The sequence below is a fragment of the Pedobacter sp. Leaf132 genome (genome assembly GCF_920984695.1).
Taxonomy (GTDB): domain Bacteria; phylum Bacteroidota; class Bacteroidia; order Sphingobacteriales; family Sphingobacteriaceae; genus Pedobacter.
The window spans coordinates 438,008-454,119 of the sequence record NZ_CAKLBO010000001.1 but is presented as its reverse complement, the minus strand read 5'-3'; the positions used below and the strand labels follow the sequence as shown (position 1 = coordinate 454,119).

Below are 16,112 nucleotides of genomic sequence, written 5' to 3'. Positions count from 1 at the left end.
TATATTTGAGTTATGCGTTCGGTTATATTATACAGTTTAATCTTTTTAATTTTTATTTCTTCTTGCAGAAAAGATGAACACATTACAACTGACCCGAATGCAAAACTAGCGCTATCCAGCGATGCTATATTATTCGACACCCTATTTACATCCATAGGTTCAATTACAAAAACCGTTAAAATAATAAACAGAAATAGCGAAGCAATTAATATCTCAGACATTGCACTTGCAGGTGGTAATGCTTCTTCTTTTAGCCTAAATATTAACGGCGAAAATACCAGTAGCAGAACCAACCTCAAAATTAATGGTCAGGATTCTTTAAATATTTTTATTAAAGTAAACATAAACCCCGATTCGAGAACAAACCCTTTCCTTATTCAGGATTCGATTATATTGCAGTCAAACGGAAACCGACAAGCCATTCAATTACTTGCTTACGGCCAAAATGCGGTTTTTATAAATAACGAAGTAATTAATAGAAGTACAGTCTGGAATAAAAACTTACCCTACATTATTAATGGTTCCATTACCATAAGTAGCAGTGGTATTTTAGAAATAAGACCGGGCACCAAAGTTTATTTCCATAAAGATGCTGTAATGAACGTTGATGGAAAATTATATGCAAGTGGTTCTGTAACCGAACCGATAATATTCTCTGGCGATAGATTAGAGGATATTTATGCTAACGAACCCGGACAATGGAAAGGCATTTATTTAAAACGTTCTGGCAGTAGCATAATAAATCATACCATCCTGAAAAATGCATCTGTGGGGATTTCATCAGATTCGCTATCTAACACGTCAGAACCCAAATTAATCGTCGTCAATTCCATTATTAAAAACATGCAGGTTGCGGCTTATATTGGTTACCACTCAGAATTATTGGCCTTTAACAATTTAATGTACAACTGCGGCAACTACATTATCTATGCCGTTGGAGGCGGCAATTACAACCTAAAACAAAATACATTTGCGGGTTTTAATCCTCGTTTCCCCAGAAAGAATGCAGCGCTAACTTTCTCAGATTACATATCGTTAACTTCTTACAATAAGCTGCAATTAAACCTCACTAATAATATTATATGGGGCAGCTTAAATAACGAATTAGACATTCAAAAAAAGACGAATGCTACGAGTGAAATCAGCCTGTTTAATAATTTAATAAAAAGCAGTAACCCGTATCCAAGCAATAATAACATTACAAATAGCGACCCATTGTTTACATCCGCAACAAAAGAAAATTTTGAATTATCTTTTGGCAGTCCGGCTGCATCAAAAGGTTTAAACCTATCAGCAGATAACTTCTACACAACTTATCTATCAAAAGATTTGAAAGGTGAAATAAGAATTTTCCCTTCATCTTTAGGTTGTTATGAAAAAAAATAAATTTTTCATATCTCTGAAAACAAATTTATTGCGACTGTGTTTATATTATCGAGAGCGTTAATTTAGATGGTAAGGGTCGATACTTCTTTTATAGAATATCGGCCCTTTACTTTTTTAGCTCCGGATTTTTTAGATTAAAGGATTATCAATACGATTTACCAAAATAATATCTATTGATTAAATCAGGAAGATTTTTTCAGTGCAATTATTTAAAACAAAAGCGCCTTACAAAATAATGTAAAGCGCTTTTTGCTTAAACCTTAAAAGGTTTTGTATTATTTGTAAAGTGGAAATGCACTTACCAATTTAATAACTTCGGCTTTCACTGTATTTAAATTAGCTTCATCTTCAGGATTTGTTAAAACCTGATCGATTAAATCAACAATTTTTTCCATCTCTGCTTCTTTTAAACCACGGGTTGTAATTGCAGCAGTACCTACACGAATACCTGAGGTAACAAATGGCGATTTATCATCAAAAGGAACCATGTTCTTATTTACCGTAATTTCCGCTTTTTCTAAAGCATTCTCGGCAAGTTTACCGGTAATGTTTTTATTTCTTAAGTCGATTAACATCAAGTGATTATCGGTTCCACCAGAAATAATTCCGTAACCTTTAGCAACAAAAGCTTTAGCCATTGCCTGTGCATTTGCAGCAACCTGTTTAATGTAAGTTCCATACTCATCACTTAAAGCTTCGCCAAAGGCAATTGCTTTTGCTGCAATAATATGTTCTAATGGACCACCTTGAGTACCCGGAAAAACAGCCATATCTAGCAAATTACTCATCATACGGGTTTCACCTTTTGGCGTTTTTAATCCCCATGGGTTTTCAAAATCTTTACCCATCATAATCATACCACCACGCGGGCCACGTAAAGTTTTGTGCGTAGTTGTGGTTACAATATGGCAATGCGGAAGCGGATTTGCCAATAAACCTTTAGCAATTAAACCTGCCGGATGTGATATATCTGCCAATACCAAAGCGCCAACTTTATCAGCTACAGCACGTATGAAAGCATAATCCCACTCACGTGAGTAAGCAGAAGCACCGCAAATAATTAATTTTGGCTTCTCCGCCAACGCAACCTCTTCGAGTTTTTTATAATCGATTAAGCCGGTTTCTTTATCAACACCATAAAAAAATGGTTGATATAACTTACCAGAAAAATTTACCGGAGAACCATGTGTTAAGTGACCGCCATGCGATAAATCGAAACCCAAAATTTTATCGCCAGGTTGAATAACCGCAAGCATTACCGCCGCGTTAGCCTGTGCACCTGAATGTGGCTGAACGTTAACCCATGCCGCTCCAAATAATTCTTTGGCTCTATCAATAGCAATTTGCTCAACAACATCAACAACCTGACAACCGCCATAATAGCGCTTTCCCGGTAAGCCTTCAGCATATTTATTGGTTAATACCGAGCCTGCAGCTTCCATAACCTGCTTGCTTACAAAGTTTTCTGATGCAATAAGCTCTAAACCGTGCTCCTGGCGGTTTAATTCCTTATCAATAAGTTCAAAGATTTGGTTATCACGTTTCATCCGTAAAATAGGTTTGTTATTTTTTTGGCAAAAGTACGCAATTACATGTTAAATATGGCTCAATTAAGCCATTGCTTTTACATTAAAATTATTAAAGCCGTTGCCTATGTTTATTTCAATGATTTGTTGTTGCAACATTTCTAAAATGGCAAGAAAATTATAAACAAAGTGAACCTTGTTTTCCGAGTTTTTGAGCACCATCGCAAAATCAATCTGTTTATTGATGTCTAAAAGATTGGCAATGAAATGCTTTTGATGCTCAATAGTATATGGATACTGAATCACCGTATGCTTTACCTCCTGGCTCCGCAAGTCGTACTTTTGCATGCTACGATGATAAACCATCAAAAGTTTATATAAATCCAGCGAAAGTAGTTCATCCTGATGGGCTGAAGATTCTGCGGCTATAGATAAATCATATTCAATATTTCCTCTTCGCTCTTGTTGCATCCTTAAATCTTCAAAGCGTTTTAATTCTTCAGAAACTGATTTAAATTGTTTGTAAGCAATTAACCGGGCAATTAAATCCTGCTCAGGATTAACTTCATTACCCACATCATCAACTTCAATACGGGGAAGAAGCATTTTAGATTTTATGCGCATTAAAGTTGCCGCAACCAGAATAAATTCGCTGGCAAGCTCTACATTTAAAGCCAATAACTGATGTATGTAAGCAAGGAAATCGTTTGTAATTTTAGCAATTTCGATATCCTGAATATTAAGTTCATCACGTTCTATAAAAAACAGCAATAAATCGAAGGGACCTTCGAATACCGGTAGCTTTATTTCAAAATTTTCTGCATGCATCCTCAAACAAACATAATAAAATATCAAATCAGTATTTAATGCAGAATGTTAAATTATCAAAATCAACCCTTTACGTATTCAATTTTAACTTTTTTACATATAAACAACCTGTGTGTGTATTGCGCTTTTTTTTTCTAAAATATTAGCACAAAATTCACTTTCTTTGTATCTTGTTTTTTACCCAAAATATTAAATGCAAGTAAAAGCTGGCCCCCTATTATCTAAAATTAACTATCCTGCAGATTTAAAGCAGTTTAGCGAAGCTGACTTAGAGCAAATAAGCCAGGAATTACGTCAATACATTATTGATGTTGTGAGTGTGAATGGTGGCCATTTCGGCGCCAGCCTTGGTGTTGTCGAATTAACTGTTGCATTACACTATGCTTTAAATACGCCTTACGATAAGTTGGTATGGGACGTTGGTCATCAGGCTTATGGTCATAAAATCTTAACAGGAAGACGCGATTTATTCCATACAAACCGTATCTATAAAGGAATTAGCGGGTTCCCTAAAATTAGCGAAAGTGAATATGACACCTTTGGTGTTGGTCACTCGTCAACATCTATATCTGCTGCATTAGGCATGGCTGTAGCTTCTCAAATTAGAGGCGAAGCCGATAGACAGCATGTAGCCGTTATTGGTGATGGCGCCATGACTGCAGGTTTGGCTTTTGAAGGTTTAAACCACGCTGGTATTGAGAATAGTAATGTTTTAGTTATTTTGAATGATAACTGCATGTCTATCGATCCGAATGTTGGTGCGTTAAAAGAATATTTAACAAGTATAACAACATCAAAATCTTATAATCGCTTTCGCGACGATATATCACACGTGCTCACAGGTTTATCAAAACTTGGCCCGAATGCACATAAGTATGTTAAAAAGATTGAGAAAAGCATAAAAGGCACTTTACTTAAGCAAAGCAACCTATTTGAAGCACTGAACTTTAGATATTTTGGTCCGGTTGATGGACATGATGTAAAGCGTTTAGCAGCGATTATCAAAGATTTAAAAGAAATTCCGGGTCCGAAATTACTGCATTGCGTTACTGTAAAAGGTAAAGGTTTTGCTTTAGCAGAAAAAGACCAGACTAAATGGCACGCACCAGGCCTTTTTGATAAAATTACGGGAGAAATAAAAAGGAGCATCCCGGATAAGCCTCAGCCACCAAAATATCAGGATGTTTTCGGGCATACAATGGTAGAATTGGCTGAAGCAAATGATAAAATTGTTGGGATAACACCTGCAATGCCTTCAGGCTCATCATTAAACATTATGATGAAAGCAATGCCAACAAGAGCTTTTGATGTCGGGATTGCAGAACAGCATGCCGTTACTTTTTCGGCAGGTTTGGCTGCACAAGGTTTAGTACCTTTTTGCAATATTTATTCGAGCTTTATGCAAAGGGCTTATGATCAGGTAATACATGATGTTGCCATCCAAAAGCTTAATGTTATTTTTTGTTTAGATAGAGCGGGTTTAGCTGGCGCTGATGGTGCAACACACCACGGTGCCTACGATATTTCATTTATGCGTTGTATACCAAATCTGGTCATATCATCGCCAATGAATGAAGAAGAATTGCGCAACCTAATGTTTACGGCACAACAAGAAAATGCCGGACCTTTCGTAATTCGTTATCCCCGTGGAAATGGTGTAATGCCTGATTGGAAACGACCATTTAAAGCATTAGAAATTGGTAAAGGTAGAAAAATTTGTGATGGGGAAGATGTTGCACTTTTAACGATTGGCCATGTAGGCAATTTTGCTGTTGAGGCTTGTACCGAACTAAACAGTGAAGGTTATTATCCTGCACATTACGATTTACGATTTGTTAAGCCTTTGGATGAGGAAATGCTTCACGAGGTTTTTGCTAAATATAAACATGTTATCACCATCGAAGATGGTTCTTTACAAGGTGGCGTAGGCTCGGCTATTTTAGAATTTATGGCTGATAATCAATATAGCGCTAGAGTTATCCGATTAGGTATTCCTGATGAATTTATTGAACACGGAGAACAACCAGAACTTTGGGCAGAATGTGGTTACGATAAAGCATCAATTATTAAAACGGTAAAAAGCGTTAGCGAAAAAAGAATAACCGATACGATGGTTGGCTAAAATTTATTTTCAATATAAACAAAAAGAGCCCCATCAAATTTAATTTGATGGGGCTCTTTTGTAACGTTTAGTATTCTAAAAATCTGTATAAAGATTTCTGAATGAGCTTCTTAAACCAATGGTAAGCATACCGGTATTATTTGAACCTAAATTATTGGTTTCCTTTCTATAAATACCACCTAACTCAAAACGTAAGTTATATTTAGGATTGATGATATAAGCAACTCTACCTTCGGCATAATATAAATCGGTTCTTAATCCTTGAGTCGTAAAATTACCCGTTTGTCTGATGGCTTCAGAATATGGAATACTCAAATCTTTACCATAATCTTGTCCGTTTAAGGATAAACCATATTTAGCATACATAAGCTGACCGGTAAAATCGAATCTTTTCCATGAGTAATTAGCCAAACCGATTACTTCTCTAAAGTTTGTACCTAAACGATGTGCCAAAGGCTCTGAATATGCTGTGTATGCAACAATTTGCGTGCGACCAGTGTAAGTATAAGGTTTAGAGGTATTGTACTCCAACAAGTAATTTAAGTTTTCAACTTTAAACAAATCACCACCTCTTATACCCAATTGCCAAGAATATTTATTACGAGGGCTTCCATTGCTCGAGAAGAAATTGCTGGCTTCAAATTCGTCTAATGAAAACTGACCGTAAGCCACTAGTTCTTTTGACAATTTATACTTTCCGGTTAATCCAATCATTGAATTATCCGGCGAACCACTTGAAGCCTCTACCGGGCGCAAAAAGATAATTGGATTTGCATAACCCCAGTCAAAACCTCTCTCATTGCCCAACTCATCGGTTTGGCCCCAAATAATAGAATCAAAGAAACCTATTGACAATCTATTGGTAACGTTCCAATCTAAATAATGAAAAACGCCACCCTTTTTACGGTTTCCAGCCTCATAAGATAACTTCCTTACATTAGGATCTTGTAAGGCCGCCCAAATTGCTGTGTACTGAACGCTTCCTAGGTTTCCCGTAAGTTTTAAGAATGGATATGGTGAAGATACGTCCGATAAAAGCATCGAACGATAACCATCGCCTACAAAGTTTTTATCGTAACCAGCAGTTACATTTAAATACTTTGATTGTGTATATGAAATCAATGCGGTAACATATGACCAATCTAAGGACATTTTACCAGCATTTGAGCCGTAATCCCTGTTGTAAGATTGGCCTGGCACAACATTTATACTTCTGGCATAATCAGTATAATATTTTGCAAACCTGCCCTGGTTTTCGAAACCGCTGGTGTAAAAAGAGAATTTTTTACCAATTGTACCGCCAATTTGATAACCACGAGTGTTTAACCAGGTATTTTGTTTTCCGGAGAAGTCTTTGCCAATTTGGAAATCAGGGAGGAAATCTGCATAAAATGTATATTCATCTTTTTGTATATCAATTAGATGTTCGTTAAATAACTTTCTAGCAACCCACGAGTGTCTTGTCGAATCAACCCCAACGCTTAGTAACTGTTTACCATGTTCAACCAATAAACTATCATCAATAAAAAATGGCTTTAAGCTGGTATGGAAACGAGTTTCGGGATTATAAACTTCGCGATTTAGTTTCTGATAGAACTGGAATGAGTATGGTTGGTAAAGTGACTGTGCATTTAATTTGCCTACTCCAAGGCATATTATTACGAATAGTATAAGTTTTTTCATCAACATTATTTTTAATAAAATTTACGCAAAGGACGTAAAATTAATTTGTTTTTAAAGTTCAAGGCTTATTTTTAGAAATATAGCAGGCTTTAATTAGCCTTTTTATGCCCAACTATAACCTGCCAAATGGTTAAGAAAGTAATTTTCAAATCAAGAAAAAGCGACCAGTTTTCGAGATACCAGATGTCCGCTTTAACACGTTCTTCCATAGAGCCGTCTTCGCGGGTTTCTCCTCTAAAGCCATTCACCTGAGCCCATCCTGTAATACCCGGAAGCAAAAAATGGCGAACCATAAACTGATCAATCATTTTAGAGTACTCGGCGGTATGTTGCAACATGTGAGGCCTTGGCCCTACTACAGACATTTCCCCAAATAAAACATTAAAAAATTGAGGCATTTCATCGATACTGTTTCTACGCATAAAAGCTCCTATTTTGGTAACCCTCGAATCTTGAGGGGTGGCCTGTTTGGTATCAGCTTCGCCGTTAACCTGCATGCTTCTAAACTTTAAACAGTAAAAAGACTGGTTGTCTTTACCAGATCTTAATTGCTTAAAAAACACCGGTCCTTTTGATTCTAACTTTATCAGTATGGCCATCAAAGGCACAAGCCAGCTCATAATAAAAACAACAATCAATAACGAAAAAATAACATCAAATAATCTCTTTAACACTTGATTGCTTAAAATTTCCAATGGCTCCGTACGTGGGCTAAGTACCGGCAAATGACCATACAACTGAACCATCACATTTTTTTTGAAGTAATCCTTAACATCAGGAACCAATTTAAAACGAATCATGGCTTTATCAGCCTGGCGCATTAGCGTATCGATTTTTGATAAGGCTCTATCCGGAAGGGCGCAATATATTTCATTAACATTACTTCCCTTTACATAACTTATGCATTCATCAACCTTACCAATTACATGATTTTGATTGAGCTTGGCAGGATCATCATCAAAAAAACCAATAACTTTATAACCGAGGTGTGTATTTTTTTCAAGATGGTTTTTTAAATCTAAGCCTAACGGCCCTGCACCTACAATAACAACCTTTTTATAATTAATAAGTTTAGCCCTGCTCGATCGCCTTAAAAGTAAAAAGACAATTTTACCTGCAATAAATAGCGGCCCGAAAAGAATACCGGCGTAAATAAGTAATTGTTTGGAAACACTAAAATCTCTTAAAAAAACAACGAGGCAAAATATAATGGCGCCGAAGAAAAGTAAACTCCATAAGGCTTGCTTTATGGTTGGAATAGCATCTTTAACAAACATATCTTGATAAAGACGCGTAATTTGAGTTACATTAAACCAAACGAAATTGATAAGTAGTATGTGCAGAAAATTTATCCCTCTCCCATCCGACATACCAAAAGTACCATAAGCAAGCACATATCCCAGATATCCTGAAAGGTTTACAAGAAGAAGATCTATAAGGATACTTATTGTCTTAAAATAAGTACTATTACTTTCAATCATTTATGAGGTAAAATTTTGCCAAATATAGCCCTGGTTTAAGAAACAGATTATTTGTTTGTTATAAAATCATCGCAATTGCTTTCAATAATTTAATCGCCTTACCTCAAAAAACAAGCCAAATTATCATAATCAGGCAAAACCATTATAATTGGGCATATTATGTTTATTTATTATAAATTTGCAAAACATCTTCCAAAAGTTTTGAAGCAAGTTCTAACAAATTTTATTAGTGGATTAAAAGAAACTAAAATTGTTTCCAATTTTTTGAATTTGAGCAGCATTCAGATCTCAAACACTTTACTAATACTGCTCATTTACCCTATTATTACCAGAATTGTAGGTATTGAAAACTTTGGTATGGTGATGTTAGCCAATACTTTTTCAGGCCTGTCTTCTATAATTATCAATTATGGCACAAACCAATCCGGTGTTAGAGATGTAGCCACTTACGCCAAAAATAAAATAGAATTAAATAAAGTTTTTAGCAATACAATGTGGATTAGAATCTTAATTTTTATTGGATATCTATTACTCCTTTTTATATTGCAATGGGCCCGGATAAAGTATTATTCTTTTATCATTCTATCCACACCGATAGTTTTGGCCGAAGTGCTAAATCCGCTATTCTTTTTCTTAGGTGCCGAAAAATTAAAAATTTATAACATTGCAAATTTAATCTCTAAAGTGTTCATTATTTTAGGGGTGATTATCTTTATAAGAGGCGCAGAAGACTCCGAATGGGTAAATTTTATTATTGGATTAGCAAGCACTGCCACTTATGCTATTCTGCTGTTGTTTTTAATAAAAAATTACCGACTTAACTTTCAACTACCTGATAAAAGTGGTATTTTAAAAATCACAAAAGACAATTTTTTTCTAACCATTAATAATATATCTGTTCACTTACAGCAATCGCTGATGGTTTTTGCCTTAGCCAAATGGGGTACGCCGTTGTGGTTGGGCGCATATTCACTATGTGATAAGGTGATAAGTTCATCAAGAATATTAATTATTTCTGTTTCAAATGCAATTTACCCTAAAGCAGCCCAAATTTTTGCAGAAAGCACCGACGCCTGGAAAATTTATAAAGGCAAGATGAGCAAGCTGATAGCTGCAATGTTTTTGCTACTATCGCTAACCTTATTTATTATGCCAGGCTTTATTGTTCACCTTCTATCTGGAGCGCATAACCAGGATGCCATTAATTTTTTAAGACTGATGGCTTTTGTTCCGTTTTTGGCGGCACTTAATGTGCTTAATGTATTGGATCTTTTGCTAAAGAATAATACTTTGGCCATATTCAGGATAGCGATTGTGTTGTTGGTCATCTCTGCAATAACATCATGGACATTGGTTACAAATGGCCTGCATAATTGGTTTGGGCTTTATACCGTGCTTATAGATGGCTGCGCACTAATTATGTACGAGTACGCAATCAAAAAATCTAATACGTTCAATGCCTAAATCCGTTGCTATACTATTATTAAACTGGAATACTCCGGAGCACACCATAAATTGTATATTATCGGTTAATAAATTCTGCAAGGCAGATGATTTTGATATAATCATTGCAGATAACGGCTCCACCGATGACTCTATCTCAATTTTAAAAATTAAGTTCCCCGAGCTTACCATAATAAACAATAAGGCTAACTTGGGTTTCGCCGAAGGCAATAATAAGTTGCTCGAATATAGCATACAAAATGGCTACAAATATTCGCTGGTACTAAATAATGATACCGAAGTTGATGAAGATTTTTTAAGTCCTTTAGTTAATCATTTAGAAAACAACCCTAAAACTGTTGCTGTGCAGCCAGCAATATATTACCTATACAAAAAAGATGAATTGTGGAATGGCGGCTCGTTTTTTAATCCATATTTAGGTTATACCTATTCAAAAAATCAAAAGGAGAGGCAAAGCCTAAAAACCCCTGAACAAGTTGAATGGCTAACCGGTTGCTGCTTGTTAATAAGAAACTCGGCCCTAAAACAATGTGGTTTATTCAATAGCAAATTCTTCCTTTATTACGAGGATGTTGATTTATCCTTCAGGTTAAGAGAAAATGGAGGGCTTTTAGACTATTTACCCACCACCAAAATCTACCATGAGGCCGGAGTTTCGGGGCAACAAAAAACTAAAACCAGTGAGGGCACTTTAAGCCCAATTATACACTTTTATACCAGCAGAAACAGGATTTGGTTTCTAAGACGTTATGCTAACCCATTTTTGTTACCACTTATATCTGTCCAAATAACTTTTTATAATGCTTTTTTATTAACTTATTTTATAATCCGAGGAAGAAAACAAAAAGCAAAATTTCTGATAAAAGGCTTTAAAGAAGGCTTTTTTACACCATTAAAGGAAATCTGGGTATGATAGCAATATTTCCGTTAGTTTATATTTTTGCATTTGTTTTAGCCATAAGCGATATTGTTAGGGGCAAAAAAGACGGATTTATACTATTTCTGATATTCGGACTGTCTATTTACACAACCGTTCTTTCTGTCACTTTCTCCTTAGGTTTTAAAAGTCTTATACCAATATTACAATCGCTTAAAGAAGTTTTTGTAATCCTTGTGCTGGGCATTAGCATCTTTAAGTTAAAAACAAAAATAAAACTCCATTATATTGATTATTTAATCATTGCATTTTTCATTTATACACTATTGTATGCTTTTTTACCTGTTGGCGAACAAGGATTTGGTGCTAAAATAATGGCCTTTAAAACATTATCCTTTTTCGTGCTGGTATATTTCTGTGGCAGATTATACAAGCCTGGAGAGATTTATATAAGTAAATATTTTCATTACATACTACTGCTTTCTATTGCGGCTGCAGCTGTTTTACTTACCGAGGTTATTACAGACCAGCATCTACAAACCCGAACAGGCTACGCTGATTATAATTTTTACCTCTTTAACTTTGAGCCGAGCGGTAATTATGGCTTAACCTGGACATTCGAATCTGAAGGTGGCTATAAAAGATTTGCCAGTTTTTTTGCTAACCCTTTAGAGTTTGCATCAGCAACTGTTATTGCACTGGCAGTATTAGCCGCACTTTACACTACAGATAAGTACAAATTAAAACTTGATAATTTTGGATACATAGCATTAGCAGCAACTCTATGCTGCATTATCTTTGCATTTTCACGTTCTGCATTTATAAGCTATTTCATTTTGCTTTATGTGTATTCTGTATTTACAAAAAAGAAATACATTTACCACACTGTGCATGTTGGAGCATTATTGGCCACAATTTATGTAATTTACCTGTTCGTTAAAGAACAAGACCAAAATGATGGGTTACAAATGGTAATTATGAATACCATCAATTTTAGTAACCCCTCTAGTGTCGGCCACGTAGTAGAGTGGATTGAAGGTGCTTTAGCGATTGCCTCCAGCCCATTAGGTTTGGGTTTAGGCTCTTCGGGTAGAATTGGTGGTTCGCTTGGTGAAAATGTGGGTGGGGAAAATCAATACATTATTATTGGAGTACAGGCGGGAATAATTGCCCTAATCCTATATTTAACAATTTATGTCTGCCTAATTAAAGAAAGCATAAAATGGTATTACCGTTTGGAAGGAAAAGAAAAGAAAATTTGTCTGGCAATACTTTTAATTAAAATTGGATTCATTATTCCATCCTTAACTTCAGAGATAGAAACATCATCTTATACATCGTATTTAATGTGGTTCCTGTCAGGATTATTCGTTAATATAATTTCTACAAAAGTGGCCATTCAAAATGAGCAACAAGAATTGCTTGATTAAAGAAAAAGGCAGAGTGTTAATATTATTCTTTAAGTTTGCCTTTAAAACCCAATAAAGGGTTTGGCCTATCTAAATATGATTAACATTACTTGTCCGCTTTGCCTAAACGATAAAACACAACTAAGTCCTGTGCGATTCGAAATTCAAGCAGCAGATGAGCGATACTTGATCAAAACTTGCCAAAAATGCGGTCATAATTTTACTTGGTTTAAACACGAGGTTGATATAGAAAGTTATTATGATGATAAAGATTATGCTGTACAAGACACCCGTAAAAGTATTTTTTATAAAATACAGCAATTTGAATATAATGCGGTTTTAAAAAAAATTCTGTCTTTCAAAAAAATTCCAGCAACACTTCTAGATTTTGGATCGGGCAAAGGACTCTTTTTACAATTTGCTAAAGAACAAGGTTTTGATGTTAAGGGTATAGAAAGCTCTGAACCAAGAGCAGATTATGCAAGAAAATATTTTGGTTTGCATATTAATACAGATTACTATAAATCGGGATCTGTTTTTAATAAAAAGTTCGATGTGCTCGCCATGTTTCATGTATTGGAACATATTCATCTTTCTGATAACCTTTTAGAGAATTTAATTCAGGATAACCTAAAAGATGATGGTCTTTTAATTATCGAAGTTCCAAATTTTAACAGTTGGCAATCTAAATGGGCAGGCAATAAATGGTTACATTTAGATGTACCCCGGCATATAAGCCATTTTACGCCATCCGTCTTAAACAATTTGATTGAGGAAAATGGTTTGGAAGTAAAGTCATCGGCATACTTTTCGCTACATTTAGGCATTATAGGAATGATTCAAACCATATTCAGCTGGTTTGGATATAATGGTTTTCTGATTGCAGATTTGAAAAGAAAAAAAACTCTTTCATTAATGTTGGCCTTACTTTTTGTTTTACCTTTTGCGATTTTACTGGAGTCCGTTTCCGCAGTCTTTAAAAGTGGTGGTATTATCCGTTATTATGCAGTAAAAAAAAATCATCTTAATAAATAATAAACGGTTAAATGCGAATTGCAATAATAGGTTCGAGGGGATATCCTTATGTGTACGGTGGATTTGAAACTTTTGTTAAAGAACTAAGTGAACGTTTAGTTAAGCAAGGTGTAGAAGTACATGTTTACTGCCAGAAAGATTTGTTTACCGCGCATCCTAAAGAAGTTAACGGGATTAGACTACACTATATACCAACTTTACCCCAAAAATCCTTAAATCAAATTATCCATTCATTTCTATCCATCATGCATGCAACATTTAGCAAAGCTGATGTTCTGCTCGTTGTAAACTTAGCCGCCGGACCAATGGGTTGGATACCTAAGATTGCTGGAAAAAAAACCATGATTAATGTGGATGGCTTGGAATGGTTAAGACCAAAGTGGAAGGGTTTAGGTGCTAAATACTTTTATTGGGCAGCAAAGTTAGCTACAAAACTATACGATAAAGTAATTACGGATGCCGAAGCCATGCGACAAGTTTATCTGAAAGAATTTAAAACAGATTCTACGGTTATTGCCTATGGCGCACCTGTTTTTAAGCCAGCTTCAGAAACTGGATTACAGCGATTGGGCTTGGAAAAAGAAGACTATTATCTTATTGTTGGGCGATTGATTCCCGATAACAATGCCGATTTGATAATCAAAGGATTTTTAAATTCTAAATCTCAAAAAAAACTGGTGGTAGTCGGCGATGTACCTTACAGTGATAAATATGCATCTGATTTGAAATCAATGCAAAATGAAAGGTTAATTTTTACCGGTTATATTAAAGATCAGCAGGAACTAATGGCTATGTACCAACATGCTTTTGCTTACATCCATGGTCATAAATTTGGTGGCACAAACCCTGCAATGTTAAAAGCGATGGTTAATAATTGTGCCATATTAGCTTTAAATACTGTCTTTAATCAGGAGATGCTAAATAATGGAGCATTTGGATTGTTTTTTGATGAAAATGAAAAGGCAGTTTCAGTTGCGCTCGAAAGTTTAGAAAACGCACCGGAAAAAGTTAAAGCACTGAAAAACTTAGTAAGTACAGGTTTAACTGATAAATATAATTGGGATAAGATAACAATAGCATACAAAGAGGAGATGTTAAAACTATTAAACGTTTAATAGCGAATGGAAAAGACAATTGTTGTTGGTATAGATATAAGGGATTTAAAAATTGCCAAAACCGGAACAAAAACTTATCTGGAAGAAATTTGCAGGGCTTTTAAAAAGGAAAGACCTGGAATTAAATTTTATTTTTTTGACACCATATTACCTGTTTACATTGGGAAAAACAAAATACTAAAAATTGCAGAGCATTTGCGGTTCTTTATCTGGAAACAAGTACTACTTCCAGTATTAGCATTATCTAAAGGCTGTGATATAATTTTCTGTACTGATTTCTTTGTGCCATATCTAAATTTAGGTTATAAAACAATTCCTGTTTTTCATGATGCCTTTTTCTGGGAATACCCGGAACACTACAATAAATTGTGGCTTAAAATATTTCATAAATTTGGAGTACAAGCTGCAAGAAAATCTGCCTATGTTATTGCGCCAACCGAATATGCAAAAGATAGAATTGCGCATTATTCTGGCTTACCAGTTAATAAAATAATAAGTATTCCGGAGGCACCAAAAACACTTCTTTCAACACCCTCCTTATCAACAGGAACCCTAAAATTGAAAACCTCGAAATACTTCTTACATATTGGTACTTTCGAGAAAAGAAAAAATCTTTATTGTTTAGTGGAGGCCCTTCACCTTCTACACCAGCAAGGTTTCACAGATTTTTCATTGGTTTTATGCGGACAAATCAGCCCCAAGAATGATATGGATGGCAGCAGAAAACTATATGAAGCGATTAATGCATACAACCTGACAGATTATGTTATCATGCCCGGTTATGTGAGCGATATAGATTTATCATGGTATTACCAAAACGCTGAATTATATCTCTTCCCGTCTGTTAATGAAGGGTTTGGCCTTCCAATTTTAGAGGCCTTCCAAAATAAACTACCCGTTTTGGTTGCAAACAATACTTGTTTACCAGAAGTTGGAGGAGAAGCTGTCGTAACATTCAATCCTTTTGACGCTTCTGATTTGGCAGATAAGATAATTCCTATCATTACCAGTAAAGAAAGAAGATTAGCGCTTATAGAAATGGGAAATGAAAGGTTAAAAAACTTTTCGTGGGAAAGAACAGCCAATGAATTAATTGAAGTGTTTAAAAAGGCTGCACAATATTAATATTGCACAACTTATAAATTTCCTTCCTTTAAAAATGTACTTTTGTAGTTTTGATACAACA

12 protein-coding genes are annotated in these 16,112 nt (G+C 35.2%); 8 read left to right on the top strand and 4 right to left on the bottom strand.

Features of this window, described 5'->3' with window-relative positions; translation table 11 throughout:
- Window positions 1-12 precede the first annotated feature (12 nt).
- Entirely contained in the window at window positions 13-1,386 is a 1,374-nt protein-coding gene (locus tag LUA86_RS01950; protein ID WP_231458865.1) for a hypothetical protein, read from the top strand.
- A gap of 275 nt (window positions 1,387-1,661) precedes the next feature.
- Here LUA86_RS01950 and glyA read toward each other — a convergent pair whose 3' ends face one another.
- Window positions 1,662-2,933 (bottom strand): serine hydroxymethyltransferase, encoded by a 1,272-nt coding sequence (gene glyA, locus LUA86_RS01945; RefSeq protein WP_231458864.1) that lies wholly within the window; start codon window positions 2,931-2,933, stop codon window positions 1,662-1,664.
- Window positions 2,934-2,996: 63 nt separating this feature from the next.
- A complete protein-coding gene (locus LUA86_RS01940) occupies window positions 2,997-3,740 on the bottom strand; it encodes a ScpA family protein (RefSeq protein ID WP_231458863.1) in 744 nt (247 codons plus the stop codon).
- A gap of 193 nt (window positions 3,741-3,933) precedes the next feature.
- Here LUA86_RS01940 and dxs point away from each other — a divergent pair, with 193 nt between their 5' ends.
- A complete protein-coding gene (gene dxs, locus LUA86_RS01935; RefSeq protein WP_231458862.1) occupies window positions 3,934-5,862 on the top strand; it encodes a 1-deoxy-D-xylulose-5-phosphate synthase in 1,929 nt (642 codons plus the stop codon).
- A 75-nt stretch (window positions 5,863-5,937) separates the two neighbouring features.
- Here dxs and LUA86_RS01930 read toward each other — a convergent pair whose 3' ends face one another.
- Together LUA86_RS01930 and LUA86_RS01925 are read right to left on the bottom strand one after the other, a co-directional pair.
- Window positions 5,938-7,545: a gliding motility protein RemB gene (locus tag LUA86_RS01930; RefSeq protein ID WP_231458861.1), complete on the bottom strand. Its 1,608-nt coding sequence runs from the start codon at window positions 7,543-7,545 to the stop codon at window positions 5,938-5,940.
- Between the two features lie 89 nt (window positions 7,546-7,634).
- A complete protein-coding gene (locus tag LUA86_RS01925; protein WP_231458860.1) occupies window positions 7,635-9,026 on the bottom strand; it encodes an undecaprenyl-phosphate glucose phosphotransferase in 1,392 nt (463 codons plus the stop codon).
- Window positions 9,027-9,227: 201 nt separating this feature from the next.
- Between LUA86_RS01925 and LUA86_RS01920 the strand changes: the two genes are divergently transcribed.
- From LUA86_RS01920 to LUA86_RS01895, 6 genes are all read left to right on the top strand, one after another.
- The gene (locus LUA86_RS01920) at window positions 9,228-10,490 is read left to right on the top strand and encodes an oligosaccharide flippase family protein (RefSeq protein ID WP_231458859.1); all 1,263 of its coding nucleotides are present in this window, start codon (window positions 9,228-9,230) and stop codon (window positions 10,488-10,490) included.
- Complete coding sequence (locus LUA86_RS01915; RefSeq protein WP_231458858.1) at window positions 10,483-11,403, top strand: glycosyltransferase family 2 protein; 921 nt, start codon at window positions 10,483-10,485, stop codon at window positions 11,401-11,403. The genes LUA86_RS01920 and LUA86_RS01915 overlap by 8 nt, the downstream gene beginning before the upstream one ends.
- Window positions 11,400-12,797 (top strand): O-antigen ligase, encoded by a 1,398-nt coding sequence (locus tag LUA86_RS01910; RefSeq protein ID WP_231458857.1) that lies wholly within the window; start codon window positions 11,400-11,402, stop codon window positions 12,795-12,797. Before LUA86_RS01915 ends, LUA86_RS01910 begins: the two co-directional genes overlap by 4 nt.
- Before the next feature lie 75 nt (window positions 12,798-12,872).
- Window positions 12,873-13,811, top strand: coding sequence for a class I SAM-dependent methyltransferase (locus tag LUA86_RS01905; RefSeq protein WP_231458856.1), 939 nt, complete (start codon window positions 12,873-12,875; stop codon window positions 13,809-13,811).
- Between the two features lie 11 nt (window positions 13,812-13,822).
- Complete coding sequence (locus LUA86_RS01900) at window positions 13,823-14,926, top strand: DUF1972 domain-containing protein (RefSeq protein WP_231458855.1); 1,104 nt, start codon at window positions 13,823-13,825, stop codon at window positions 14,924-14,926.
- Between the two features lie 6 nt (window positions 14,927-14,932).
- On the top strand, window positions 14,933-16,051 hold the full coding sequence (locus LUA86_RS01895; protein WP_231458854.1) for a glycosyltransferase family 1 protein: 1,119 nt from the start codon (window positions 14,933-14,935) through the stop codon (window positions 16,049-16,051).
- Window positions 16,052-16,112 lie beyond the last annotated feature (61 nt).

Excerpts from the sequence above, each read along its gene's own strand:
- LUA86_RS01925 (WP_231458860.1), bottom strand. The coding sequence starts at position 9,026 with ATGATTGAAAGTAATAGTACTTATTTTAAGACAATAAGTATCCTTATA.
- LUA86_RS01950 (WP_231458865.1), top strand. The coding sequence starts at position 13 with ATGCGTTCGGTTATATTATACAGTTTAATCTTTTTAATTTTTATTTCT.
- LUA86_RS01895 (WP_231458854.1), top strand. The coding sequence starts at position 14,933 with ATGGAAAAGACAATTGTTGTTGGTATAGATATAAGGGATTTAAAAATT.
- LUA86_RS01940 (WP_231458863.1), bottom strand. The coding sequence starts at position 3,740 with ATGCATGCAGAAAATTTTGAAATAAAGCTACCGGTATTCGAAGGTCCC.
- LUA86_RS01910 (WP_231458857.1), top strand. The coding sequence starts at position 11,400 with ATGATAGCAATATTTCCGTTAGTTTATATTTTTGCATTTGTTTTAGCC.
- LUA86_RS01930 (WP_231458861.1), bottom strand. The coding sequence starts at position 7,545 with ATGAAAAAACTTATACTATTCGTAATAATATGCCTTGGAGTAGGCAAA.
- LUA86_RS01915 (WP_231458858.1), top strand. The coding sequence starts at position 10,483 with ATGCCTAAATCCGTTGCTATACTATTATTAAACTGGAATACTCCGGAG.
- LUA86_RS01900 (WP_231458855.1), top strand. The coding sequence starts at position 13,823 with ATGCGAATTGCAATAATAGGTTCGAGGGGATATCCTTATGTGTACGGT.
- dxs (WP_231458862.1), top strand. The coding sequence starts at position 3,934 with ATGCAAGTAAAAGCTGGCCCCCTATTATCTAAAATTAACTATCCTGCA.
- glyA (WP_231458864.1), bottom strand. The coding sequence starts at position 2,933 with ATGAAACGTGATAACCAAATCTTTGAACTTATTGATAAGGAATTAAAC.
- LUA86_RS01905 (WP_231458856.1), top strand. The coding sequence starts at position 12,873 with ATGATTAACATTACTTGTCCGCTTTGCCTAAACGATAAAACACAACTA.